The 22,096-nt window shown below is 71.9% G+C and carries 21 protein-coding genes and 2 pseudogenes; 12 read left to right on the top strand and 11 right to left on the bottom strand.

The features are described 5' to 3' along the window. Positions 1–455 precede the first annotated feature (455 nt). The 8 genes and pseudogenes from ACFYXM_RS15355 to ACFYXM_RS15320 all read left to right on the top strand — a co-directional run bounded on the left by ACFYXM_RS15355 (position 456) and on the right by ACFYXM_RS15320 (position 8,042). Entirely contained in the window at positions 456–2,066 is a 1,611-nt protein-coding gene (locus tag ACFYXM_RS15355) for a sensor histidine kinase (RefSeq protein ID WP_389289538.1), read from the top strand. Beyond that, positions 2,063–2,485: a roadblock/LC7 domain-containing protein gene (locus tag ACFYXM_RS15350; RefSeq protein WP_389289536.1), complete on the top strand. Its 423-nt coding sequence runs from the start codon at positions 2,063–2,065 to the stop codon at positions 2,483–2,485. The genes ACFYXM_RS15355 and ACFYXM_RS15350 overlap by 4 nt, the downstream gene beginning before the upstream one ends. Beyond that, positions 2,482–2,844 (top strand): DUF742 domain-containing protein, encoded by a 363-nt coding sequence (locus tag ACFYXM_RS15345; protein ID WP_389289534.1) that lies wholly within the window; start codon positions 2,482–2,484, stop codon positions 2,842–2,844. The genes ACFYXM_RS15350 and ACFYXM_RS15345 overlap by 4 nt, the downstream gene beginning before the upstream one ends. Beyond that, positions 2,825–3,490 (top strand): ATP/GTP-binding protein, encoded by a 666-nt coding sequence (locus ACFYXM_RS15340; RefSeq protein WP_389289532.1) that lies wholly within the window; start codon positions 2,825–2,827, stop codon positions 3,488–3,490. The genes ACFYXM_RS15345 and ACFYXM_RS15340 overlap by 20 nt, the downstream gene beginning before the upstream one ends. Next, a pseudogene (locus ACFYXM_RS15335) lies at positions 3,487–4,737 on the top strand (cytochrome P450); the annotation flags it as partial. The gene ACFYXM_RS15340 and the pseudogene ACFYXM_RS15335, both read left to right, overlap by 4 nt. Positions 4,738–4,835: 98 nt before the next feature. Then, the gene (locus ACFYXM_RS15330; protein WP_389289531.1) at positions 4,836–6,044 is read left to right on the top strand and encodes a cytochrome P450; all 1,209 of its coding nucleotides are present in this window, start codon (positions 4,836–4,838) and stop codon (positions 6,042–6,044) included. A 98-nt stretch (positions 6,045–6,142) separates the two neighbouring features. Beyond that, positions 6,143–7,261 carry a phosphoserine transaminase gene (gene serC, locus ACFYXM_RS15325; protein WP_351519550.1) on the top strand — a complete coding sequence of 373 codons (1,119 nt, stop codon included), beginning with the start codon at positions 6,143–6,145 and terminating at the stop codon, positions 7,259–7,261. A 169-nt stretch (positions 7,262–7,430) separates the two neighbouring features. Next, positions 7,431–8,042: a Uma2 family endonuclease gene (locus ACFYXM_RS15320; protein ID WP_073785611.1), complete on the top strand. Its 612-nt coding sequence runs from the start codon at positions 7,431–7,433 to the stop codon at positions 8,040–8,042. Between the two features lie 39 nt (positions 8,043–8,081). Here the strand turns inward: ACFYXM_RS15320 and ACFYXM_RS15315 are convergent, their stop codons facing one another. The 4 genes and pseudogenes from ACFYXM_RS15315 to ACFYXM_RS15300 all read right to left on the bottom strand — a co-directional run. Beyond that, positions 8,082–8,483 carry a DUF4259 domain-containing protein gene (locus tag ACFYXM_RS15315; protein ID WP_362031076.1) on the bottom strand — a complete coding sequence of 134 codons (402 nt, stop codon included), beginning with the start codon at positions 8,481–8,483 and terminating at the stop codon, positions 8,082–8,084. Positions 8,484–8,882: 399 nt separating this feature from the next. Beyond that, positions 8,883–9,812, bottom strand: a complete 930-nt coding sequence (locus tag ACFYXM_RS15310) for a hypothetical protein (RefSeq protein WP_389289528.1) — start codon at positions 9,810–9,812, stop codon at positions 8,883–8,885. 518 nt (positions 9,813–10,330) lie between these two features. Further along, on the bottom strand, positions 10,331–10,882 hold the full coding sequence (locus ACFYXM_RS15305; protein WP_389289526.1) for a GNAT family N-acetyltransferase: 552 nt from the start codon (positions 10,880–10,882) through the stop codon (positions 10,331–10,333). A 103-nt stretch (positions 10,883–10,985) separates the two neighbouring features. Continuing rightward, positions 10,986–11,417 (bottom strand): annotated as a pseudogene (locus tag ACFYXM_RS15300) (ABC transporter permease); the annotation flags it as partial. 78 nt (positions 11,418–11,495) lie between these two features. Between ACFYXM_RS15300 and ACFYXM_RS15295 the strand changes: the two are divergent. Next, positions 11,496–12,026, top strand: a complete 531-nt coding sequence (locus ACFYXM_RS15295; RefSeq protein ID WP_389289524.1) for a TetR/AcrR family transcriptional regulator C-terminal domain-containing protein — start codon at positions 11,496–11,498, stop codon at positions 12,024–12,026. Positions 12,027–12,084: 58 nt separating this feature from the next. Here ACFYXM_RS15295 and ACFYXM_RS15290 read toward each other — a convergent pair whose 3' ends face one another. After that, on the bottom strand, positions 12,085–13,086 hold the full coding sequence (locus ACFYXM_RS15290; protein WP_389289522.1) for a WD40 repeat domain-containing protein: 1,002 nt from the start codon (positions 13,084–13,086) through the stop codon (positions 12,085–12,087). Between the two features lie 68 nt (positions 13,087–13,154). On the opposite strand from ACFYXM_RS15290, the gene ACFYXM_RS15285 reads away from it, so the two are divergent. Next, on the top strand, positions 13,155–13,841 hold the full coding sequence (locus tag ACFYXM_RS15285) for a GDSL-type esterase/lipase family protein (RefSeq protein ID WP_389289520.1): 687 nt from the start codon (positions 13,155–13,157) through the stop codon (positions 13,839–13,841). Positions 13,842–13,895: 54 nt separating this feature from the next. On the opposite strand, the gene ACFYXM_RS15280 is transcribed toward ACFYXM_RS15285, so the two are convergent. Both ACFYXM_RS15280 and ACFYXM_RS15275 read right to left on the bottom strand, forming a co-directional pair. Then, entirely contained in the window at positions 13,896–14,588 is a 693-nt protein-coding gene (locus ACFYXM_RS15280) for a helix-turn-helix domain-containing protein (protein ID WP_389289519.1), read from the bottom strand. Between the two features lie 122 nt (positions 14,589–14,710). Continuing rightward, a complete protein-coding gene (locus ACFYXM_RS15275; protein ID WP_389289518.1) occupies positions 14,711–15,349 on the bottom strand; it encodes a TetR/AcrR family transcriptional regulator in 639 nt (212 codons plus the stop codon). Positions 15,350–15,957: 608 nt separating this feature from the next. On the opposite strand from ACFYXM_RS15275, the gene ACFYXM_RS15270 reads away from it, so the two are divergent. After that, positions 15,958–16,710, top strand: coding sequence for a class I SAM-dependent methyltransferase (locus ACFYXM_RS15270; RefSeq protein ID WP_389289516.1), 753 nt, complete (start codon positions 15,958–15,960; stop codon positions 16,708–16,710). 259 nt (positions 16,711–16,969) lie between these two features. Here ACFYXM_RS15270 and ACFYXM_RS15265 read toward each other — a convergent pair whose 3' ends face one another. Then, positions 16,970–17,644 (bottom strand): ABC transporter ATP-binding protein, encoded by a 675-nt coding sequence (locus ACFYXM_RS15265; RefSeq protein ID WP_389289514.1) that lies wholly within the window; start codon positions 17,642–17,644, stop codon positions 16,970–16,972. Then, on the bottom strand, positions 17,641–18,768 hold the full coding sequence (locus ACFYXM_RS15260; RefSeq protein ID WP_389289512.1) for an ABC transporter permease: 1,128 nt from the start codon (positions 18,766–18,768) through the stop codon (positions 17,641–17,643). Before ACFYXM_RS15260 ends, ACFYXM_RS15265 begins: the two co-directional genes overlap by 4 nt. A 92-nt stretch (positions 18,769–18,860) precedes the next feature. Here ACFYXM_RS15260 and ACFYXM_RS15255 point away from each other — a divergent pair, with 92 nt between their 5' ends. Beyond that, complete coding sequence (locus tag ACFYXM_RS15255) at positions 18,861–19,463, top strand: TetR/AcrR family transcriptional regulator (RefSeq protein WP_389289510.1); 603 nt, start codon at positions 18,861–18,863, stop codon at positions 19,461–19,463. Between the two features lie 54 nt (positions 19,464–19,517). On the opposite strand, the gene ACFYXM_RS15250 is transcribed toward ACFYXM_RS15255, so the two are convergent. Beyond that, positions 19,518–21,674 (bottom strand): serine/threonine-protein kinase, encoded by a 2,157-nt coding sequence (locus tag ACFYXM_RS15250; RefSeq protein WP_389289508.1) that lies wholly within the window; start codon positions 21,672–21,674, stop codon positions 19,518–19,520. 106 nt (positions 21,675–21,780) lie between these two features. Beyond that, entirely contained in the window at positions 21,781–21,906 is a 126-nt protein-coding gene (locus ACFYXM_RS15245; protein WP_389289506.1) for a hypothetical protein, read from the bottom strand. Between the last annotated feature and the right edge of the window lie 190 nt (positions 21,907–22,096).

Below are 22,096 nucleotides of genomic sequence, written 5' to 3'. Positions count from 1 at the left end.
CCAGGATGCCGCCGGCGGGGCGCCCGCGCGCCCGGAGCGCGCGCGTTTCCCGCGAATGCCTCAACGCGACGGAACAAGCCATAACAAGACATAGCGAGCAGGAACAGGCAGGAACGAGACGAATATATGTCCGAAATACTCCTGAACGCGCCGGAAACGCGCCCGGACACAGCGGATTCACGGCCTGCCGCACCGCCGACGCGCAGCCGGACACCTCGCCCCATACATAAACAGAGAAGGCCACAAGACCTTCCCAAAGAGAGCTTCAATTCTCATATAGTGACCACGACTTACCTGGGAATAATCACCTCCAGTTGTCGCATGCCCCACAGCCGTACCGAACCGTCCCGATAAGCCCTGTTCACCCGAAACACTCCGCCCGATCGGTCCGACCACCCCGTCCGTGCCGTCGGACCGCCCGGCCCGCCCGCCCCCGTCCGCCCCAAGGACTCCACTTGAGCGCCTCATCCCGGCCGACCGCACTGGCCCTGCTGATATCACTGGCCGTCACCGGTTCCCTGTGCCTGTGGGCGGTCGTCGCCGCCCCCGACTCGGTGCGGACTCCCCTGGCCTGGGGCGCGGGCGCCGCCGCCGTACTGGTGTCCACCGCCGTGGCCGCCACGGTCCACGCCCGTGCCACCGCGAACCGGCTGCGGGCGCGTCTCGCGTCGGAGACCCAGCGGTTCACCGGCGAGATCAGCAGGCTGGTGTCCGCCTCCGCGGCCGAGGGCCAGCGGTTCACGGCGGAGACCGCCCGGATCAGGGCCGCCGCCGACGTCGAGGGCGCGCGGATCGCCGCGCAGGCCGCCGCCGAGGCGGGACGGCTGGGCGCCGAGGTGGAGCGGCTCGCCGCCCGCGCGACCCGCAGCGAGAGCGAGCGTTCCGCCGCGATCGCCGCCTGCGCCAACGCCGCGGGCCGGATGCAGGCCCTGGCCACCAGCATGCTGGCCGACCTGCGCGAGATGGAGCACCGGCACGCCGCCGAGGACGTGCTCGGCGACCTGCTCCACCTGGACCACCGCACCGCCCAGGCGGGCCGCCTCGCCGACTCCATCGCCGTGCTGACCGGCGCCCGTTCCGGACGGCGCTGGGCCAAGCCGATCGTGATGGAGTCCATTCTGCGCGGCGCCATGGGCCGGATCAGCGGCTACCAGCGGGTACGCCTCCACTCGACGAGCGATGTCGCGGTCGCCGGTCACGCCGCCGAGGGCGTCATGCACGCGCTCGCCGAACTCATCGACAACGCCGCCAACTTCTCGCCGCCCACGGCCGAGGTCCATGTGTACGTCGAGGAGGTGCCGGCCGGCATCGTCGTGACCGTCGAGGACAGCGGCCTGGTCATGAGCGATGTGCAGCTGCGCCGCGCCGAGCGCGCGGTGTCCGCCACCGACCAGGACCTGACGGGACTCTCCGGCACCCGGCTCGGCCTCGCCGTCGTGGGCCGGCTGGCCCGCAAGCACGGTCTGACCGTGTCGTTCCGGCCGTCCGCGCGCGGCGGCACGGGCGCGCTGTTGATGCTCCCGCAGGAGATCCTCACCCGGATCGCCGCCCCCGCACCGGCCGCCGCCCCCGCCGCGTCCCAGGCCCCCGTCCAGGCCCCGGCCCGGCCCGTCGCCCCCGCCCCGGCCCCGGCCGCCGAACCGGAGCCCACGCACGGCACGGCCTTCCCGGCCGGCCCCGACGACTTCCCCCGCCCGCGGAACGCGGCGGCCCCCGCGCCGACGCCCCCCGCCGTCGCCCCTGGTCCGGCCGCCGCCCCGGCGCCCGCCACGCCCCCGGCCCCCGCCGCGTCCGAGAGCACCGGAGGCCTCCCCCGGTTCGGCGAGAGCGGGCTCCCCCGGCGCCCCCGCGGCCGTACCCTCGCCGCCGCCGAGGCCCGCATCGCCGAGGCCCGCGGCCGCGCCGACGGCACCTCGGGCGCCGACCACACCGGCCTCACCGACCCCACGGGCGAGACCACCCGGCCCCGCGCCTCCGACCCCAAGGAACAGGCAGCCCGCTTCAGCAGCTTCCGCCAGGCTGTCCGGCCCAACACCCCGCACCCGGAAGAAGGCAACACCCGATGACCGCGACCACCGACGAGAAGCTCAACTGGCTGCTGGAGGGGCTCCTGGAGCGCACCCCCGGTGCCCGCCACGCCCTCGTCCTGTCCAGGGACGGCCTCAAGCTGTGCCGCACCCCCGAGCTGACCGTCGACCAGGCCGACCAGCTGGCCGCGATCTCGGCCGGCATCCAGAGCCTCTCGCAGGGCGCGTCCGTCGAGTTCGGCGACGGCACCGGCGGTGTACGGTCCGCGATGACCGAGTTCTACGGCGGTGTGCTGTTCATCGTCGAGGCCGGGGCGGGCGCCCACCTCGCGGTCATCGCCTCCGACCAGGCGGACGTCGGCCTCGTCGGGCACAACATGAGCGAACTCGTCGAGCAGCTCGGCGAGCACCTCAGCGCCCCGCCGCGCTCCTCCGTCGACGCGACCGCGACCGTATGAGCCGCCCCCGCCCCGGCCGGGACGACGCACCCGACCGGCTGTACACCCTCACCGGGGGCCGCAGCCGGTCCGACTCGGACGCGTTCGACCTGGTGACCCTGGTGGTCTCCGAGTGCGAACCGACCCCCGGCATGCAGTCGGAGCACGCCACGATCCTGCGGATGTGCACCCTGCCCACCGCCGTCGTCGAGATCGCGGCGGTCCTCGGACTGCCCGTCAGCATCGTCCGCATCCTGCTGTCCGATCTGCTGGCCACCGGCCGGATCAGCGCCCGCCACCCACGTACCGCCCGGGTCGCGGACCGGCTCCCCGACCCCGACATCCTGGAACAGGTGCTCGTTGGACTCCGCAACCTCTGACCGTGCCGCCCTGCGGGCGACCGCCGACAACGGACTGAAGATCGCCATCGTCGGCGGCTTCGGGGTGGGCAAGACCACCATGGTCCGCTCCGTCAGCGAGATCCGTCCGCTGAACACGGAAGAGACCATGACCAGCGCGGGCGAGGCCGTCGACCACCTCGACGGCGTCCACTCGAAGACGGCCACCACCGTGGCCTTCGACTTCGGCCGGATCACCCTGGACGAACGCTCCGTGCTGTACCTCTTCGGCGCCCCCGGTCAGGAACGCTTCTGGTTCCTGTGGGACCGGCTGTTCTCGGGCACGCTCGGCGCCGTCGTCCTCGTCGACACCCGGCGGCTCGCCGACTCCTGGTACGCGATCGACCGCCTGGAACACCACGGCGCGCCGTTCATCGTCGCCTGCAACGACTTCGGCGGACCGCTCCACACCGAGCAGCAGATACGGGAGGCGCTCGCCCTCTCCGACGACGTGCCCCTGGTGGAGTGCGACGCCCGCGACCGTTCGTCCAGCAAGTACGTACTGATCACGCTGGTCGAACACCTGCACACGCTGTCGCGGCGCCGCCTCGCCGCCGGGTCCTCCGCCGACCCGTCCGCCATCCCTCCGGCGACCGCGCCGGAGATGACCCCGGAGCCCTCGTCGTGACCCAGCCCCCGGCGCCGTCCTCCGGCTGCCCCTTCTCCCAGGGCCGCGTACCGCTGTCCGGCCCCCGGTTCCAGACCGATCCGACCCGGCTGTACCGGGAGATGCGCCGCGACCACGGGTCGGTGGCGCCCGTCGTCCTCGACGGGGACGTCCCCGCCTGGCTGGTGCTCGGCTACCGCGAGCTGCACCAGGTCACCGGCGACCCGGTGCTGTTCAGCCGCGACTCCGACCTGTGGAACCAGTGGGACCGCATCCCCGACGACTGGCCGCTGCTGCCGATGATCGGCCGCAAGCAGCCGTCGATCCTCTACACCGTCGGCCCCCGCCACACCCAGCGCGCCGCGATGATCAGCGACGCGCTGGAGGGGGTCGACCCGTTCTCGCTGAAGCGGTACGCGGAGGAGTTCTCCGACGGCCTCGTCGACCGGTTCTGCTCCACCGGCGGCACCGACATCATCGCCGACTACGCGATGCTGCTCCCGGCGCTCGTCCTGGCGAAGATCTACGGCTTCGCCGACACCGTCGGCGCCGCGCTCGTCGGCTCGCTCAACGACATGATCGACGGCCGGGAACGGGCCCTGGCCGGGCAGCAGCACCTCGCCACGTCCATGTTCCAGCTGCTGGTGGACAAGCACGCCGTGCCCGGCGACGACGTCGCCTCGCGGATGATTGCCGACCGCGGCCACTTCACCGACGAGGAGGTCGCCCAGGACCTCATGGTGATGATGGCCGCAGGACACCAGCCGACCGCCGACTGGATCGGCAACTCGCTGCGGCTGATGCTCACCGACGACCGCTTCGCCGCCTCCCTCTCGGGCGGCCGGCACAGCGTCGCCGAGGCCATGAACGAGGTGCTCTGGGAGGACACCCCGACCCAGAACGTCGCGGGCCGCTGGGCCTCGCGCGACACCCGCCTCGGCGGACGCCACATCCAGGCCGGCGACTTGCTGCTGCTGGGCATCGCCGCCGCCAACTACGACCCGCAGGTACGCACCGACGGCTCCGCGCTGACCGGCGGCAACAACGCGTTCCTCTCCTTCGGCCACGGCGAGCACCGCTGCCCGTTCCCGGCCCAGGAGACCGCCGAGGTCATCGCCCGCACCGGCATCGAGGTGCTGCTGGACCGGCTCCCGGACATCGACCTCGCCGTCCCGGCCGAACAGCTCACCCGCCGCCCGTCCCCCTGGCTGCGGGGCCTGACCACCCTGCCGGTGACGTTCACGCCCACGCCCGCCATCGGTTCCCCGACCGGCACCGCCCTCGCGGCCGCCATCGGCCCCGTCACCGCATCAGCCACAGGAACAGCCACAGGAACAGCCACTGAAGCCGCCATCGGAGGCGCGAGATGACCCGAATCGTGCTCGACCCCTTCGTCACCGACCTCGACGGCGAGTCCGCCCGGCTGCGGGCCGCCGGTCCGCTCGCCGAGGTGGAACTGCCGGGCGGGGTGCCCTGCTTCGCCGTCACCCACCACGCCGAGGCCCGGGAACTGCTCACCGACGGCCGCCTCGTGAAGGACATCAATGTCTGGAACGCCTGGCAGCGCGGCGAGATACCCCTGGACTGGGCGCTGATCGGCCTCGCCAACCCGGGCCGCTCGATGCTCACCGTCGACGGCGCGGACCACCGCCGACTGCGCACCCTGGTCGCCCAGGCCCTGACCGTCAAGCGGGTGGAACGGCTGCGCCCCGGCATCGAGGCACTGACCGCGGCGAGCCTGGACCGGCTGACCGCCCTGGCCGAGGACGGGCCGGTCGACCTGAAGGCGGAGTTCGCCTACCCGCTGCCGATGAACGTGATCAGCGAGCTCATGGGCGTCGACAGCGCCGACCACCCGCGGCTGAAGGGGCTGTTCGAGAAGTTCTTCTCGACACAGACCCCGCCCGAGGAGGTCCCGCAGATGATGGCGGACCTCGGCGCGCTCTTCACGGAGATCGTCGACGGCAAGCGGGAGAACCCCGGCGACGACCTCACCAGCGCCCTGATCGCCGCGTCCGAGGACGGCGACCAGCTCACCGGCGAGGAGATCGTCAACACCCTCCAGCTGATCATCGCGGCCGGGCACGAGACCACGATCAGCCTGATCGTCAACGCGGTCGTCGCGCTCCAGACCCACCCCGAGCAGCGCGCACGGGTGCTGAAGGGCGAGGTGCCGTGGGAGAACGTGATCGAGGAGACGCTGCGCTGGTCCACGCCCACGTCCCACGTCCTGTTCCGGTTCGCCACCGAGGACGTCGAGGTGGGCGACCGGATCCTGCCGAAGGGCGAGGCGCTGATCGTCTCCTTCGGTGCGCTCGGCCGCGACGAGGGACAGCACGGGCCGACGGCCGGTGAATTCGACATCACCCGCTCCCCCAACCGCCACATCGCGTTCGGCCACGGCTCGCACGTCTGCCCGGGCGCGGCGCTCTCCCGGCTGGAGGCCGGGGTGGCGCTGCCCGCGCTGTACGAGAGGTTCCCGGACCTGGAGCTGGCCGTCCCCGCGTCCGAACTGCGCAACAAGCCGATCGTCACCCAGAACGACCTGTACGAGCTCCCGGTGCGCCTGGCCTGACGCGCCCGTTGCACGGACATCGTCCACGCACCGGAGCGGGTGTCTCATCCGACGGACATGGTCCTCGGAGCCGTCCATGAGGTACTACGCTCCGGTTCGTGGCCGATATCCAGATTCCCGCTGACATCAAGCCCGCCGACGGACGCTTCGGCGCCGGCCCTTCCAAGGTGCGGACGGAGGCGCTCGACGCCCTGGCCGCCACGGGTACGTCCCTGCTCGGTACGTCCCACCGTCAGGCCCCGGTCAAGAACCTGGTCGGCTCGGTCCGTCAGGGCGTACGCGACCTCTTCTCGCTCCCCGAGGGCTACGAGGTGATCCTGGGCAACGGCGGCTCCACCGCCTTCTGGGACATCGCGACGCACGGTCTGATCGAGAACAAGTCCCAGCACCTGACCTTCGGCGAGTTCTCCTCGAAGTTCGCGAAGGCCGCCAAGCTCGCCCCGTGGCTGGCCGACCCGTCCGTGGTCGCCTCCGACCCGGGCACCCATCCCGAGCCGCGGGCCGAGGAGGGCGTGGACGTGTACGCGTTCACGCACAACGAGACCTCGACCGGTGTCGCCGCGCCGATCGAGCGCGTGGCGGGCGCCGACGAGGGCGCCCTGGTCCTGGTGGACGCCACCTCCGGCGCGGGCGGTCTGCCCGTCGACATCACCGAGTCGGACGTCTACTACTTCGCCCCGCAGAAGTCCTTCGCCTCCGACGGCGGCCTGTGGATCGGCGTGTTCTCCCCGGCGGCCCTGGAGCGCGCCGCGCGCGTCCACGCGTCGGGCCGGCACATCCCGGAGTTCTTCAGCCTGCCCACGGCGATCGACAACTCCCTCAAGAACCAGACGTACAACACCCCGGCCCTGGCCACCCTCTTCCTCCTGAACGAGCAGCTGAACTGGCTGAACGGGCAGGGCGGCCTGGACTTCGCGGTCCGCCGCACGGCCACCTCGTCCCGTCACCTGTACGGCTGGGCCGAGGAGTCCAAGTACGCGACCCCGTTCGTCTCCGACCCGGCCAAGCGCTCGCAGGTCATCGGCACGATCGACTTCTCGGACGAGATCGACGCCGCGGCCGTCGCCAAGGCGCTGCGCGCCAACGGGATCGTCGACACCGAGCCGTACCGCAAGCTGGGCCGCAACCAGCTGCGCGTGGCGATGTTCCCGGCGATCGACCCGGCGGACGTCCAGGCGCTGACGGCCTGCATCGACTACGTGATCGAGAAGCTGTAACGGTCCCACCCGCGCCGGCGGCCCCGACGCCCGGCGAAGGTCCCCGTGCACGTCGGCGCGCGGGGACCTTCGCCGTTCACCCGACCGGGAGGCGGGCGACCTTCCGGGCCCGGGCGGCCGGATCGTCCTACGATGATGGCCTCGACATCATCCCTTCAGGAGGTCCGCAATGTCTGCAGCAGCAGTCGAGCACCCCTGTGACGGTGAACCCGAGCCCCTGCTCGACACGGCCAACAGCCTCATGGAGCAGCACCCGGGTTACCGTGTCGAGATCATCGGAGGCGTCATCACCGTGGCTCCGTCCCCGGACGGACCGCACGCCCGAGTGCTGACCAAAGTCATGCGCCCCTTCATCGCAGCCGGTATCGATGACGGCGAGACCGAGGTCCTCCAGGGCATCGGCCTGTGGCTCCCCAGCGGCCCCGCGGACTACGCCATCCCCGACCTGGCCGTCGTCGACGCCGATTTCGACGAGCACATGGTCGAGAACAACTGCTACGACCCGGCCGTTTTCCGTCTCGTGCTGGAGGTCACCTCCAGCAACTACAACAACGACCTGCGCAACAAGGTCGCCGCGTACGCCGAGGCCAAGGTTCCGGTGTACGTGATCATCGACCGCAAGCACGGCCGGGTGCACGTCCTCACCGAGCCCATGGGGGGCGGGTACGACAGCCACCAGGTGTATGCCCCCGGGCAGTCCGCCCCGCTCCCGGATTCGATCGGTGCCCCGGTGGCCCTCGACGTGGACGACCTCATCCGGGCCGGCCGCGCCCGCGCCTGAACTCGGCCGCGCCCGGTCCCCGTCGGGCGTCGGGCGCGCTCAAGCGCTCGCCGCGACCAGCACCTCCCGGAGCCGGACGATGCCCGCCGTCCACGTCTCGTCGCCCTCCCACAGCTCGCGCATCTCCGAGTTCTCACCGAGCACCGTGTCGAGCGCCTTCACCGCGAGCGGGCGCAGGTCCGCCGGAAACTCGGGCAGCGGCTTGTCGGGGCCGTACGCGGTGGTCACCGGCTCCCCGCCCGGGCACTGCGCACCGATCAGCGCCGCCGCCGCGACCGCTTCCGCCGCCTCGTCGCTGTCCAGGAAGTCCGTCGCGGCGACGGCGATTTCCAGGACCTTGCGGATCAGCGCCGGCCGTTCGGCCTCGGGGGTGTCGTCCAGACGTCCCGAGAAGTCCGCTGCGGAGTCGTTGTCGAAGTGACCGGTGTCCCAGGTGCCCATGGCGGTGTCCCCTTCAATGCGAATCGGCGTCGGCTCAGTGCGGGACGACGTCGGCCGGTGCACCCCACCGGCGAGCGCCATCCTCACACCCGCCACTGACAACGGCATTTCAGCGGGCTTCCCTGCCGGGCTCCCTGTGACTGGGCGAGATAGTTGCCACTTGGGCGCGACACCTGTCACTGAGCATCTGGGAGCCCGATATCGGTGGCAACGATGCCGGACGGAAGAGACGATGCGCAGGCGAGTCGTCGGTTTGGCCACCAGACTCCACACGTTGAACCGCTCTCTTGGCCAGAGGATGTCGGATCTCAACCAGGCTTGTGTGGGGGGAGTTGTGTCGCAAACGATGGCTCCCGTACGGCAGCCAAGCGTTGGAAATTCGGCGCATCTGGTGCCGGGTCAGCCCCCCGCGGACGTCCGGGCGTCCTTGGCGGGTGTCACGGGCGCCGCCGCAGGGTCGCTGCCGTGCCCTTGCGGGGACCCGAACCAGGCCACTGCCACCGCGCCCGATACGGCGAGCACGAACCCGGTGATCGCCGCCCAGGCGAAGCCGGGACGGGAGGCATCGCCGAGCCACAGCACGCCGATGATGCCCGGCAGGACGGTCTCGCCGACGACCAGAGCGGCGGTGGCGCCGTTGACCGAGCCGATCTGCAGGGCGATCGTGTGCAGGTACATGCCGCCGATGCCTGCCACCAGGATCGCGTAGAGCGCCGGGTCGCAGAGCAGCGCTCCCGGGTCGAAAGGATCGATGCCGTTCAGCACACGGACCCCGACACCGAGGGCACCGAAGCCCAGTCCGGACAGCAGGCCGGCCAGGATCGCGGCGCGCGCCCCCAGTAGGCGTACGACCACGGTGCCGCCCACGATCAGGAGCAGCGAGATCCCCAGCAGCCACCAGTGCGTGGAGATCGGGGTGGCGCCGCTGCCTTCCGGGCCCGCCGCCGTCGCCAGAAGCACCAACGCGGAGCAGACCACAGCAATCGAGGTCCACTCGGCGCGGTTGAGCCGGATGCCGAGGAGCTTGATGCTCAGCACCGCCGTGATCACCAAGTTGGCGCTGATCACGGTCTGCGACAGGAACAGCGGCAGGAGGCGCGCCGCCAGTGCGCCGAGCCCGAAGCCGACGAAGTCCAGGATGGTCCCGACGATGAACTCCCAGGTCATCGCTGCCTTCGCAGTGGACGACAGGCTCGGGCCACCGTGCTGGGTCACGCTGCCCGCGGCGGCCTCCCGGCTGGCTGACTTCCGTGATCCGACGGCCTGAAGGACGGAGCCCGTGCCGTAACAGATCGATGCTGCCACGGCGGTGAGCAGTCCTATGAGCACCGAAAGCTCCGTTCATGTATGGGTCGGTGGGGTTCGGTCCCGTTCCCACTGGCAGACGTGGGTTTCGGCGCGAAAGTTGCTTCCGGCGAGTCAGTTGCCGGCGTGCCTCCCTCCACAGGCCAACTACGGTCAGCCACATTGCGCGTAGCACACTGCAACAGGTCTTACGACCTGGGGAGCGATGGGGAGTGGATCAGGGAGCGTCGTCATGCGGCTTCGATTGCAAGGCGGAGGAGGGAGTCGATGCGGCGCATCGACAACCGACGACAACGCCGCAAGCGGAGTCGCAGGGCGGCGCGAGCCCGCTCCCTATCGGTCCCCAGGTCGTTAGCGCAGCGTCACGGAGATCACCGTCGCAGCCCCGGTCCAGCGAAGTTGGTGACAACCAGAGCGAAAAACCCCAGGTGGTGACAACTGGAATGCCCAAACGGTGACAGGTACCGCGCTCGACTCCACGCTCGGTGCCGGCTCACCGACCCACCTTGGTGTCACCTAGTGCCGCATCAGGCAACGTTTGCCTAGTCACACTCCCGGTTCCGGTCACGGTTCCGGTCCGGGCTCCGTTCCCAGCGCCGTTCGCCGTCGTGCCACTCCGCGGTCGGCGCCAGACCCGCCGCCGCGGCCACGGCGGCGGAGGCGGCGTGGTCCGGGTGGATGTGGGCGACGACGGTACGCACGTTCTCCTCCGCCGCCGCCCGCGTCAGATGGGACACCAGCCCGACCGCGGCCTCCTTCGCGTACCCGCGCCCCTGCCACGGCGTCCCGACCACCCAGGCGATCTCCGCCTCCGCTTCCCGGACGCACACCGTCGCCTGCACGTATCCGGCCGACCGGTCCTCGTCCCGAACCCGCAGCACCCAGTTCCACCACCGCACCCCGGAGTCGGGCGAACCGGCGGTCTGCCGTTCGTAGCGGGCCCGCAGACCGTCGGCGGACTCCGGGGCGCCCCCGGTGTACGTGTACAGGGCCGGGTCGTCCAGCACCGCCGCCATCTCGGCCGCGTACGCGACCCGCAGCGGCAGGGCGTCGAGGCGTTCGGTGGAGAAGGGCGCGGGTTCCTGGTTCGTCATGGCGCCGGACCCTACCCGGGCCGGCCGACCCGTGCCCGGCGGGCCCCGAGGCGTCGACGCCCCACCGACCACCCGCGATCCAGCGGCACCGCGGCTCGGCGGATCAGCGGCTCAGTCGCTGGAAGCGCCGAACCGCCAGGGGCAGGAACACCGCGGTCAGCACCAGCGGCCACACCACCGCCATCAGCAGGGCGTGTTCCTCGACCCAGGTGCCGCCGCTCGCCACCGGGTTGCCGAAGAGTTCGCGCGTCGCCGTGACCGTGGACGAGATCGGGTTCCAGGCGGCGACGGCGCCCAGCCAGCCCGGCATCAGGGACGGCGCGACGAACGCACTGGAGATCATCGTGACCGGGAACGCGATCGCGTACAGCCCACCCGCCGACTCCGGGTCCGGGACCAGCAGCCCGAGCCAGACGCCGACCCAGATCAGGCTGAACCTGAGCAGCAGGAGCAGTCCGAACGCCCCCACGGCCGAGGCCGGTCCGTCGCCCGCGCGCCAGCCGATCGCCAGCGCGGTCGCCACGAGGATCGCCAGCGGCTGGCCACCGATCTGGGCACGGGCACGATGTCGCTCTACCGCTACGTCCCAGGCAAGGCCGAACTGCTCGATCTGATGCTCGACCACGTCCTGGGCGAGCCACCGGCCGTCCCCGACGGCACGGCGGGGGACGAGCCCGCGGACTGGCGCGCCGCCCTCGGCGCCCTGGCCCGCTCCTACCTGGAGCAGCTGCGCCGCCACCCCTGGCTGCTCAAGGTCAATCAGGCACGCACGGTCCTCGGCCCCAACGCCGTGCGCGGTCTGGAGAGGTCCCTGGGCGGCATCAGGGGCATGGGGCTGTCCGACGCCGAGCTGATCTCCACGATCATCACGGTCAACAGTTTCGTGGAGGGCATCGCCCGCGCCCGCCTCCACACCTCCGAGGCCTCCCGGGAGACCGGGCTGAGCGACGACGACTTCTGGGAGAACCAGCGCCCCTACCTGGAACGGGCCATGCTGAGCGGCGACTACCCGCTGATGGCGGCCCTCTCCGACGACGCGTTCGACTACGGGACCGACCACTTCGCGTTCGGTCTGCAACGGCTGATCGACGGTTTCGAGGTGCTCGTCGAACGACGGTCCGGGGGACGGCGGTCCGGGGAGTGAGCCGGGCCGCCGCCCGGACGGCCGGCCCCGGCCGGGGCGCCGCTCCACGAGGTCGGCGTCAGCCCTGTCCGCGACGCCGCTTCATGAGGAAGAAGGCGGCCACGGCGACCAGTACGAGCACCCCGCTCAGGCTCATGCCCCCGGCTCCGCCGATGCCGTCCCCGGTGTCGTCGGCGGACGCCGACGGGTCCCCGCCCCGGGACCCGTTCCCACCGCGGCCGGCGTCCTTCCCCAGGTCCACCCGCACCACGTCGCTGCGTTCCCCCTCCGAGCCGAACATCAGCGCCGAGCCGTCCGCCGTGTACGTCACCGACTCGGCCTGCCGCTGGAACGGTGCCCGGACTGCCTCGTCGGCGCCGAGCCTGCCGTTGCGGAAGGCGTACGCGCGGGCGCTGAAGTACGAGCGCAGCACCAGTTCCCCGCCGTCCGGCGAGAACGCCCCGTCCGTCACCCACGGCACCTCGCCCACCCGCCGGAACACGTTGACGGAGCCGGTGGCGAGCCGGGCCGGCCCCTCGTACAGCCCGCCGCCGTTCTCGTTCTTCGACGCGATGTAGACCCGTCCGGTCGTGGGGTGGACCATCAGCGCCTCCGCGTCGCGCGGGCCGTCCGCGTACTTCACGTCGAACTGGGTGGCGCGGACCGTGGCGTCCTTCAGCTCCTTCGGCTCCGGGAAGCGGTAGATCCAGACATGGTCCCAGCTGCCGTTCAGGTTGTCGCCGATGTCCCCCACGTACAGATTGCCGTCGGGCCCCAGCGAGACGGCCTCCACATCGCGCGGCCGCCCCACCCCGCTCATGGTGATCGTCGCGACGGTTTTGCCGGTGCGGGAGTCGACGGCGTAGACGTACGGCCCGTCGTCGCTGTCGTTGTGCGTCCAGTAGACGCCCGGGTGGACGCGGCTGGCGGCGAGACCGCTGGACTCGGTGATCCGGGGGTCCTCGATGGTGAAGCTCCGGTCGGCCCCGTCGCCGGAATCGGTGACGGCCGCCCCGGCAGGGAGCGCCCCGGCGAACAGGAGCAGTGCGGCGGCTCCGGACACAGTCAGGTACGAACGCATGACGCAAGTGTCCATCGTCACGCCGCCCCCGGACGGACGATCGCCGCTGATCGACGATGATGACACCCATGCGTTTCATGTTTGTCGGCGATTCCATGACGATCGGGCGCGCCGGCGACTTCACCTGGCGCTACCGGATGTGGCAGCACCTCACATCCGTCCTCGGCGCCCCGTTCGCGATCGTCGGTCCGCGTGACGCGCTGTACGACACCGGGGCGGACGCCGCCGTCAGTCACGCGTACGCCGCACCGGACTTCCCCACCGGGGCGCGCGCCCATCTGGCCGGCTGGGGCGAGGGCTGGCTGCACATGGCCCCGGTGATCGCCGACACGGTCACCGCGCACCGCACGGACGTACTGCTGGTGTCGCTGGGCCTGATCGACCTCGGGTTCTACACCGACAGTGACCAGACCGCCCTGAACGCACGGAAGTTCATCGCCGCCGCGCGCACCGCGAACCCGCGCGTGAAGATGGTGCTGCTGCCCGTGATACCGAACGTACGGGCCGAGTCGGACGCCCCGTTCGCCGCCGAGTGCGACCGGTTCAACGAACTCCTGGCCAAGGCCGTGGCCGACCTCGACGACCCGATGTCCCCGATCCTGCTGGCCTCGCGCCCCACGGGGTACGACATCCACCGGGACACGTACGACGGGACGCATCCCGGCCCCACCGGCGAGCACAGACTGGCGGCGGCGTTCGCCGACGCGATGCACCAGGCGTGGGGACTCGGCGGCCCCTACGCGCCCCGGCCGTAGGCGACCACCGGCCGTCGAAGTCCCTCGCCCACCCGTCGGGCCCCGCCCTTCCCGTCAGTCCTCCGGCCGCCCCGCGGGCCGGGCCCTCACATGCATCCGTTCGCCCTGCGGGCCGAACAGGCTGAGGAACTCGACCGGTTCGGGCCCGGCGCTGGCCCACGCGTGCGGGGTACGCGTGTCGAACTCGGCGACCTCACCGGCCGTCAGCACCAGATCGTGCTCGCCCAGCACCAGCCGCAGCCGTCCCGTCAGCACGTACACCCACTCGTATCCCTCGTGCACCCGCTGCTCCAGCGGTCCCGTCGCGCCGCGCCCGCCGGGCAGGATCTGCTTGTACGCGTGCAGCCCGCCGAGGTGCCGGGCCAGCGGTACGAAGGTCATGCCGTCACGGGTGATGGGGCGGAAGCGGAGACGGGGATCGCCGGTGGGCGGGGCGCCGACGAGTTCGTCGAGCGGGACCCCGTACGCCTTCGCCAACGGCAGCAGCAGTTCGAGGGTGGGTTTGCGGCCGCCGGACTCCAGCCGCGAGAGCGTGCTGAGGGAGATGCCGGTGGTCTCGCTGAGCTGGGCCAGGGTCGTGCCGCGCTCCTGGCGCAGGGCCCTCAGCCGGGGTCCGACGCCCGTCAGGACGGCCGAGATCTCGTCGTCCGCGCCCGCCTTGCCGTCGTCCGCCCGGCCGCCGCGTTCCTGATGGTTCCCGGTCCTGTGCCGCGCTCCGCGCGCCCGGTGTTCTCCGTCGTCCGCCATCCGCCCATTATTCGCCTGCCCGGTGACGGGTGACCGGCGGCAGACGGCGGCCGGCGGGGCAGGCGGCCGGTCCGGTGGGCGGCTGGTCCGGCAGGCGGGGCTGCCGGGGCAGGACAGCAGGGTCAGGACGGCAGGATCATGGTCAGCGAGAGCCTGGTCAGTTCGTCGGTCAGCCATTCGGCGTCGACCTGACGGGGGCGGCGGCCGTGGTGGGCCATGAGTTCGTCCACCGCGTGGTTCAGCACCGTGACGGTCACGGCGTGGTCGCTCGGCACCGCTTCGCCCCGTCGCACGGCGCGCTCCGCCTCGGAGGTCAGGAACTCGATCCACATCGTCCGCCAGGTGGCGAGATGGTTGTCCACCTCACGGCTGACCCCGAGCACCTCGACGAACGCCACCCGGGCCGCGCAGGGGTCCCCGGTGACCGCCTTCACATAGGCGTCGAACAGCAGCCGGACCCTCTCCCGCGTCGGGCAGTCCTCCATCCCCTCGGCCATCAGGGCGTTCTCGGCGGCGCGCAGTCCATGGGTCGCGACCTCGTCGTAGATCGCCATCAGGAGCACCTCGCGCGAGACGAACTCCTGCTGGAAGACGTGAACGGGCACCTTCGCCTGCTCGCACAGGTCCTCGACGCTCGTGTGCGCGTATCCGTACGCGGCGAACAACTGGCGTCCGGCCCGCAGGAGTCGGTCCCGCGCGCCCTGTCCCTCCGCCTCCTGCCCGGCCGCCCGGCTCCGCTGGTTCGCCACGGCACCCACCATCGGTCCTCCTTCGTCGTCCGCACCGCTGCCCCCACACTCTTCCTGCTCCGCCCCGCCGGTGGGGTCTCCGCCACGCAGTGGGGCACGCGCGGGACGGCACCTCATCAAGTCCGATCGCCCGACGAACCGTTGCCGCCACGGCATCGGTCTCCCGGCCGCGAGGGTCCGCTCGTCCGCACCGCGGCCCGCACCGCATCCGGTGCGGGCGCCGCCCGCACGACACCGCCCTCACGACGGTGACTCTAACGACACTCTGAGTCACGCCGGAGTCCAACGGGCATATTCGGCGGGGGCGTGACGGCGCCCGGAGCGAGGGCTCCCGATACTCGGGAGGCCGCCTCCGGCACGGCGCCCGGACGCGGCACGGAGGGCCGGGGGGACACCGCCGGAAAAACACCGGCAGGCGGCGCCCGGACATGCCCTTCCACGCCCCTCCAGGCATGCGACGACCCCCGAACGGACCGACTCCGACCTGGGATTCGCCCCCTTTCGACGGGGGGCCGCCGGACGCCGAAAACCGGCCCTCGCCGTCTTCTTCGACGCTGGGCTCCCACACCGGGCGGTCCTACGATTCCCTCTTCCGGGCAGGAAAAGGGAGTGGGGTCCGCATGGATCGGAACATTCGCACGACGGACGATGTCCTCGCGCTTCTTGACGACTTGGTGCCACCGGAGGCCGACCGGTGGACGGCTGACGCGGCGTCCTGGTGGGACGGCTTCTACAGGGACCGGAGAAGGCCGGTCCCGTTCTTCGCGGCGAAGCCCGACGAGAGCCTCGTCTCGTACGTGGACCGCGGTCTGGTCTCCCCGGGCCGCGCCCTGGACCTGGGGTGCGGTCCGGGGCGCAACGCGCTGTACCTCGCGTCCCTGGGCTTCCGGGTCGACGCGGTGGACCTCTCCCCGGCGGCCCTCGCGTGGGCCGGGGAGCGGGCCCGGGAGGCGGGGGCCGACATCCGGTTCCACCACGGTGACGCCTTCGCCCTCACGGCGGCCGAGGGGACCGGGCCGACCGGTCCGTACGACCTGATCCACGACTCCGGCTGCTTCCACCATCTGCCGCCGCACCGCCGGATCAGCTATCTCGCACTCCTGGACCGCGTGCTGGCCCCGGGCGGGCATCTCGCGCTCGCCTGTTTCGCGGCCGGTGAGCGGGGCATGGGGTCCGAACTTCCCGACGCCGCCTTCTACGACGGGGCGGGGCTGCGGGGCGGTCTGGCCTACACGCCCGAGTCGTTGCGCCGGATCTTCTCCGGCCTGACGGAGGTCGAGCTCCGCCGCATGAACGACGAACCGCCCGAGTCGCCGTCCTTCGGCGAGCCGTTCCTCTGGACGGCCCTGTTCCGCCGGGAGCCGACGGCCTGACGCGCGCGTCCGCGGGCGGGGCGCGGGCTCACGGGCGGAGGCGCGGTCGCATGAGCGGGGCGCCGGGGCGTGAAGGCGGGGGTGCTCGCACGCCCGGGGGCGTGAAGGCGACGTCCGCGGCGCGTGCGACGACCTCCACATCGCTGCCGAGGGCCCGCTCCGCCGCCCGCGAGGCCGCCGCGGCCGGAATCCGGTCGCTTCCCCCACCGGCCCTCGGTGCCGGTGGGCTCGCGTATTCGACTGTCGCCGGCCTCGCCGTTCAGGCAGTGGCTGCGGGAGCGTGGTCCAGCATGTCGATGGTGGTGTCGGCCGCCTCGACGACGACCGGGTCGTGGGTGGCGACGAGGGTGACGCAGTCGTGTTCGTGTGTGGTGCGGGCGATGAGCCGGGTGAGGTCGTCGGCGCGGGTGCGGTCGACGGCGGCGGTCGGTTCGTCGACCAGGAGGAGTTCGGGCTGGGTGAGCAGGGCGCGTGCCAGGGCGACGCGCTGTCGTTCGCCGCCGGAGAGCTGGTCGGGGCGGTGGCGCAGCCGGTGGCCGAGTCCGACCTCGGCGAGCAGTTCGCGGGCCTGGGCGCGCAGGGTGCGGGGTTTGTGCCCGGCAAGGGAGGCGGCGGCGAGGAGTTGTTCCTCGGTGGTGAGGCCGGTCAGCAGGTTGCCGCTCTGGAACATGTAGCCGATGCGGGTGCGGCGGGCGTGGGCGCGTTGGCGGTCGGTGAGGGCGGCCAGGTCGGTGTCGTTGAGGAGGACTTGGCCCCGGTCCGGGCGGAGCAGGGCGCCGGCGACGGCGAGGAGGGTGGACTTGCCGGAGCCGGAGGGGCCGACGAGGGCGGTGAGGGCGCCCTGCCGGAAGGAGGCGGTCAGGCTGTCGAGGGCTGTGGTGCGGGATTCGCCGCGGCCGAGGGTGACGGTGATGCCGTCGAGGTGGAGGGTCATCGTGCGGCTCCCAGCATGGTCATCGGGTCGACGGTGGTGACGCGGCGCAGAGTGAGGGCGGAACCTGCGAGGCCGACCAGGGCCACGGCGGCCATGGTCGTGGTGAGAGTGGCGGCGGGCAGGCTGAAGGGCACCTGCTCACCGACGAGGAGACCGACGGCGGCGGCGAGCGCGGCCCCGACGGCGGTACCGGCGGCGACGACCACGGCGGCCTGGGCGAGGGTGTGGCCGAGGAGACGGCGCCGGGATGCGCCCATGGCGCGCAGCAGGGCGAGTTCCGGAGTGCGCTGGACGGTCCAGACGGCGAAGAAGGCGCCGACGACCAGCGGGGCGATGAGGAAGAGGAAGGTCTGGATGGAGGTCATGGTCAGGCGCTCTCCGTCGTAGCCGGGGGCGGCGGCGAAGGCGTCCTGGAGCGGGACGGTCGCGGTGCTGTGGCGGCGGTCGGCCTCGGCGAGCGCCTGCCCACCGAGGCCGGCGGGGACTTTGAGGGCCGTCGCGGTGTACTGGCCGGGGAGGTCGGTGGACGTGGTGCGGGCGCCGGGGGTGGTGAAGCGGATCTGGCGCCAGGCGTCGGTGGTCACGTAGGCCACCGGGACGTGGCCGTAGGAGGAGCGGCCGGTGGTGCCGGTGACCTTCAGGCGGATGCCGAGCCGGTCGATGGTCAGGGTGTCGCCGATGCGGATGCCGTCGTTCACGAGCTGGCGGGAGACGACGATGCCGTTGGGGGCTGCCGCGTCCAGGCGGTGGCCCTTCTCGGCGCCGGGGTCGGTGAAGGATCCGGGTTCGACGCCGAAGGCGGCGAGGTCGACCTCCACTTTGCGGTCGGTGGTGCCGCGGGTGATGGCAATGCCCAGCGGTGCGGCCTCGACGTCCTTCTCCTTCGTCCAGCCGGTGACGGTGCGCTGGTCGATCAGGCTCCGGGCGAACTGGTCCGACTTGGTGCCTTCGGCGAAGGCGATGTGAGTGGCGGGCAGTCTGCGCAGGGCGGAGACGGTGTCGTCACCGAGGCCGGTGGTGAAGCCGGAAACGATGCCGACGAGCGCGGCGACCAGGACGACGACGCTGCCCATCAGCAGGAAGCGGCCTCTGGCCGCTTTGAGTTCCAGCAGGGCGAGGAACACGGTGTTCCCTCCAAAGATAGGGACAAGGTGTCCCCAAAATAAAGGATGGCGACGCCGCGTCCCTAAGTGGGGTGGGGTCCTAGACTGAACGGATGCCCAGGATCCAGGCCGCTTCGGTCGCCGATCACCGCGCCCAGCAGCGCGCCGCCCTGCTCGACGCGGCATACGAGCTGCTCGCCGAGGGCGATGCCGCCAAGGTGACGTTCACGGCGATCGCCCGCCGCACCGGGCTGGCCCGCAACAGCGTCTACAAGTACTTCCCCAACCGCCATGAGCTGCTGACCGAGGTGGTACGGCAGGCCGCGCCGCGCTGGACCGAGCGCATCCACGCCGCTGTCGCGGCCGCCGGCGACGCCCCCGAAAGGCGGATCGCCGCCTACGTCACGGCGCAGCTGGAGATGGTGCGCGACGGCGAGCACCGCATCGCCCGCGCCAGCGCCGACGCACAGGACGCCGCGGCCCTGCGCGCAGGCGCCGACGCGGCGCACCACGCCCTGCTCTCCCCGCTCCTGGACGCCCTGCGCGACCTCGGCGACGACGCCCCGCTGCGCACTGCCCGGCTGCTGCAAGGGCTCGTGAACGCCGCGACCACGGCACTGGAGGCAGGCGACGACTACGCCGCGGTGACGGACCGTACGGTGCGCCTGGCCGTCGCCGCCCTCGCGGGTCTCACCACCGATCCGCTCGCCCGGTGAGCCGGGAGGCGGCCGGTCCCGCCGGTCCCGCGTCTCCTCCCGCCCCGCCGGCCGTCAGCGCTTCGGGCATTCCTCCAGGGACGGCCTGTTCGGCGCCGCCGCCCGGTCCCTCAGCGGATACAGATGCTTCTGGTAGAGCCGCTCCCACGTCCCGTCCGCCATGACCTTCGCCAGGGCGGAACACACCTCGCCCTTCAGCTCCTTCTCCTTGGGCTTCATCGCGACGCCGTAGCCCTCCGCTCCCCAACTGCTCGGGAGCTGCTTGAGGCGGCCCGGATCCTTCCTGACGAACCCGGCGACGATGACGTCGTCCGTGCTCACCGCGTAGACGTCCGACGCCGGATTCAGCAGGCGCTGCACGCACTCCTCGTATCCGTTCGGGCGCGAGGCCGTCATGTTGTACTTCTCCGCCGCGAGCCAGTCCACGTACGTCGATCCCCGGGCGGTGCACACCTCCAGGTCGTCACGGATCAGATCGCTGGAGTCCTCGACCTTGTGCAGTTTCGACTCCCTGTTCACCAGGAAACTCCGGTTCGCCACGTAGTACGGCCCGGCGAAGGCGACGCTGTACTCCGGCGGCTTCGCGTTCTTCCGCCCGTCGGTGATGCTGTACGTGGCGATGACCAGGTCCACCGTCCCGCTCTCCAGCAGGCTGCTCCGGTTCTCGGTGCTCACGGGTCTGAACTCGACGGCCTCGGGGGCGTAGCCCATGTCCCCTGCGATCGCGAGGGCCAGGTCGACCTCGTAGCCCCGGTACGTGCCGTTCGCCGTCCGCTCGCTGAGACCGGGCTGATCGGCCTTGACGCCCACCTTCAGGGTCCGGTGCATGGTCCGGTACTTCTGCGCGGGCGCGCCCTTGCCCTCCCCACCGCGCGCGTTCGTCTCCTCGCCCCGCCGGGAGAGGTCCACGGCGTACCAGCCGGCGCCGGCCAGCAGGGCGGCGCACAGCACGGCGGCCAGGGCCCTGCGCCGGGTCCGAGCCCGGCCCGCGTCCGGTCCCTGGGCCGTGGCCCGGTCCGGGGTCCGGGGCCGGGACTGGGCCGGGTCGGACTCCTCCGGCGCCCGGGAACCCTCCGCGGACGGCCCCGGAGGCGGTGTCGGCGTCCCGTGCCGCGGGGGCGGCGGGGCCGGGTCCGGTGGCGGGACGGGGTCGGGGGACGACGACACGGTGTCCGGCCGGCGCACCGGGGAGGTGCCGGGCACGGATGTCCCCGGCGCCGGGGACTCGTGGACGACCGCCCGGAGCATCTTCTCCGCGTCCGGCGCGGAGAGCCGCTGCCGGGGGTCCTTGCGCAGCAGCTCCTCGACGACCGGGGTCAGCGGTCCGCCGTACGCCATGGGCGGCACCGGCGAGTCGCGCACGGCGATCAGGAACTCCACCAGGGACAGCCCGTCGAAAGGGGTCCTGCCCTCGACCATCTCGTACAGGGTGATGCCCAGCGCCCACAGGTCGGACGCGGGCGTCGCGGGCTGCGGCCGTCCCGACGCGTGGTCGAACAGCTCGGGTGCGAGGTACTTCACCGTCCCGACCAGCTCCCCCGACCGGGTGACCGGTACGGCCCCGTCGAAGGTCGCGATCCCGAAGTCGGCCAGGATCGCGAACTCGTCCGGTCGGAACAGGACGTTGTGCGGCTTGACGTCCCGGTGGACGACCCCCGCCTCGTGCACGGCCCGCAGCCCGCGCAGGATCTGCAGACCGATCCTGGCCGTCCGCCGCACCGTGAGCTGCTGTTCCGCGCGCAGCAGATCGGCCAGCGAGTGGGCGTTGAGCAGTTCCATCACGATCCAGACCTGGCTGTCGGTCTCGACCCGGTCGTGCACCGCGACCACGTTCTGGTGCTTGATCCGCGCGATGGCCTCCGCCTCGCGCCGCGCCCGCTGCATGAACTGGGCCTGCCTGTCCGTCCTCACCGAGCCGCGGTCGAGCAGGCCCTTCACCGCGACCTTGCGGTTCAGGCGGGTGTCCAGGGCCTCCCAGACCTCACCCATCCCGCCGTGCCCGAGCCTGCGGAGCAACTGGTAACGCGCGTCGATCACTTCGAGGGGCGCGGTCACCGTCTCCGGCGGCGGCTGGGCCTCCGGGCCGTCGTACGACCAGCCGTCGGCTCCCTCGCCGTCGCGGCTGTCGGCCCTCTCGCCGTGGCGCCCGTCGGATCCGTCGCCGTGGCGTCCGTCGCCCGTACCGCGATCCTCCGTACCGTCGCTGTGCATGCGACCCCCTGTGTGTTCGATGGATCAACCGCGCCTCAGATTAGAGGCACCGTCATATCCCCGGCTCTCCTTGCGTACTTGTGAATCGGCCATGTCGGCCCGGACGTCAACGCACGGTCCGGAACCAGCCCAATGGGGTGAGCCCCAAGGCCGGCGGATCGCCACCGGTGGGGTCGAGCCCGTGTATCGCGTCCGCTTCCGTGGTCAGCAGTCGCTCGTCGTCCCGGAACATGCCGTCCACTCTTCCCCGGTCCGCACCACCGGAACAACGACCTGGGGAGCAAGAGGCAGTGGATCGGCGAGCGGCGTCGTGCGGCTTCGAGTCCAGGGCGGAGGAGGGAGGCGGATGGGGTCTGTCCTGCTCGAAAGCAGCTGAGAGCTCGGGGAAGGGGCGTCGGTGACCGACGACGACGCGGGAGGCG

The sequence above is a fragment of the Streptomyces sp. NPDC002476 genome (assembly GCF_042889785.1).
Lineage (GTDB): Bacteria > Actinomycetota > Actinomycetes > Streptomycetales > Streptomycetaceae > Streptomyces.
The sequence above is the reverse complement of the archived record's forward strand: the minus strand, read 5'-3'. Positions and strand labels throughout refer to the sequence as shown.

Excerpts from the sequence above, each read along its gene's own strand:
- ACFYXM_RS15350 (WP_389289536.1), top strand. The coding sequence starts at position 2,063 with ATGACCGCGACCACCGACGAGAAGCTCAACTGGCTGCTGGAGGGGCTC.
- ACFYXM_RS15345 (WP_389289534.1), top strand. The coding sequence starts at position 2,482 with ATGAGCCGCCCCCGCCCCGGCCGGGACGACGCACCCGACCGGCTGTAC.
- ACFYXM_RS15330 (WP_389289531.1), top strand. The coding sequence starts at position 4,836 with ATGACCCGAATCGTGCTCGACCCCTTCGTCACCGACCTCGACGGCGAG.
- ACFYXM_RS15320 (WP_073785611.1), top strand. The coding sequence starts at position 7,431 with ATGTCTGCAGCAGCAGTCGAGCACCCCTGTGACGGTGAACCCGAGCCC.
- ACFYXM_RS15315 (WP_362031076.1), bottom strand. The coding sequence starts at position 8,483 with ATGGGCACCTGGGACACCGGTCACTTCGACAACGACTCCGCAGCGGAC.
- ACFYXM_RS15305 (WP_389289526.1), bottom strand. The coding sequence starts at position 10,882 with ATGACGAACCAGGAACCCGCGCCCTTCTCCACCGAACGCCTCGACGCC.
- ACFYXM_RS15295 (WP_389289524.1), top strand. The coding sequence starts at position 11,496 with ATGCTCGACCACGTCCTGGGCGAGCCACCGGCCGTCCCCGACGGCACG.
- ACFYXM_RS15290 (WP_389289522.1), bottom strand. The coding sequence starts at position 13,086 with ATGCGTTCGTACCTGACTGTGTCCGGAGCCGCCGCACTGCTCCTGTTC.
- ACFYXM_RS15285 (WP_389289520.1), top strand. The coding sequence starts at position 13,155 with ATGCGTTTCATGTTTGTCGGCGATTCCATGACGATCGGGCGCGCCGGC.
- ACFYXM_RS15280 (WP_389289519.1), bottom strand. The coding sequence starts at position 14,588 with ATGGCGGACGACGGAGAACACCGGGCGCGCGGAGCGCGGCACAGGACC.
- ACFYXM_RS15275 (WP_389289518.1), bottom strand. The coding sequence starts at position 15,349 with ATGGTGGGTGCCGTGGCGAACCAGCGGAGCCGGGCGGCCGGGCAGGAG.
- ACFYXM_RS15270 (WP_389289516.1), top strand. The coding sequence starts at position 15,958 with ATGGATCGGAACATTCGCACGACGGACGATGTCCTCGCGCTTCTTGAC.
- ACFYXM_RS15265 (WP_389289514.1), bottom strand. The coding sequence starts at position 17,644 with ATGACCCTCCACCTCGACGGCATCACCGTCACCCTCGGCCGCGGCGAA.
- ACFYXM_RS15255 (WP_389289510.1), top strand. The coding sequence starts at position 18,861 with ATGCCCAGGATCCAGGCCGCTTCGGTCGCCGATCACCGCGCCCAGCAG.
- ACFYXM_RS15250 (WP_389289508.1), bottom strand. The coding sequence starts at position 21,674 with ATGCACAGCGACGGTACGGAGGATCGCGGTACGGGCGACGGACGCCAC.
- ACFYXM_RS15245 (WP_389289506.1), bottom strand. The coding sequence starts at position 21,906 with ATGTTCCGGGACGACGAGCGACTGCTGACCACGGAAGCGGACGCGATA.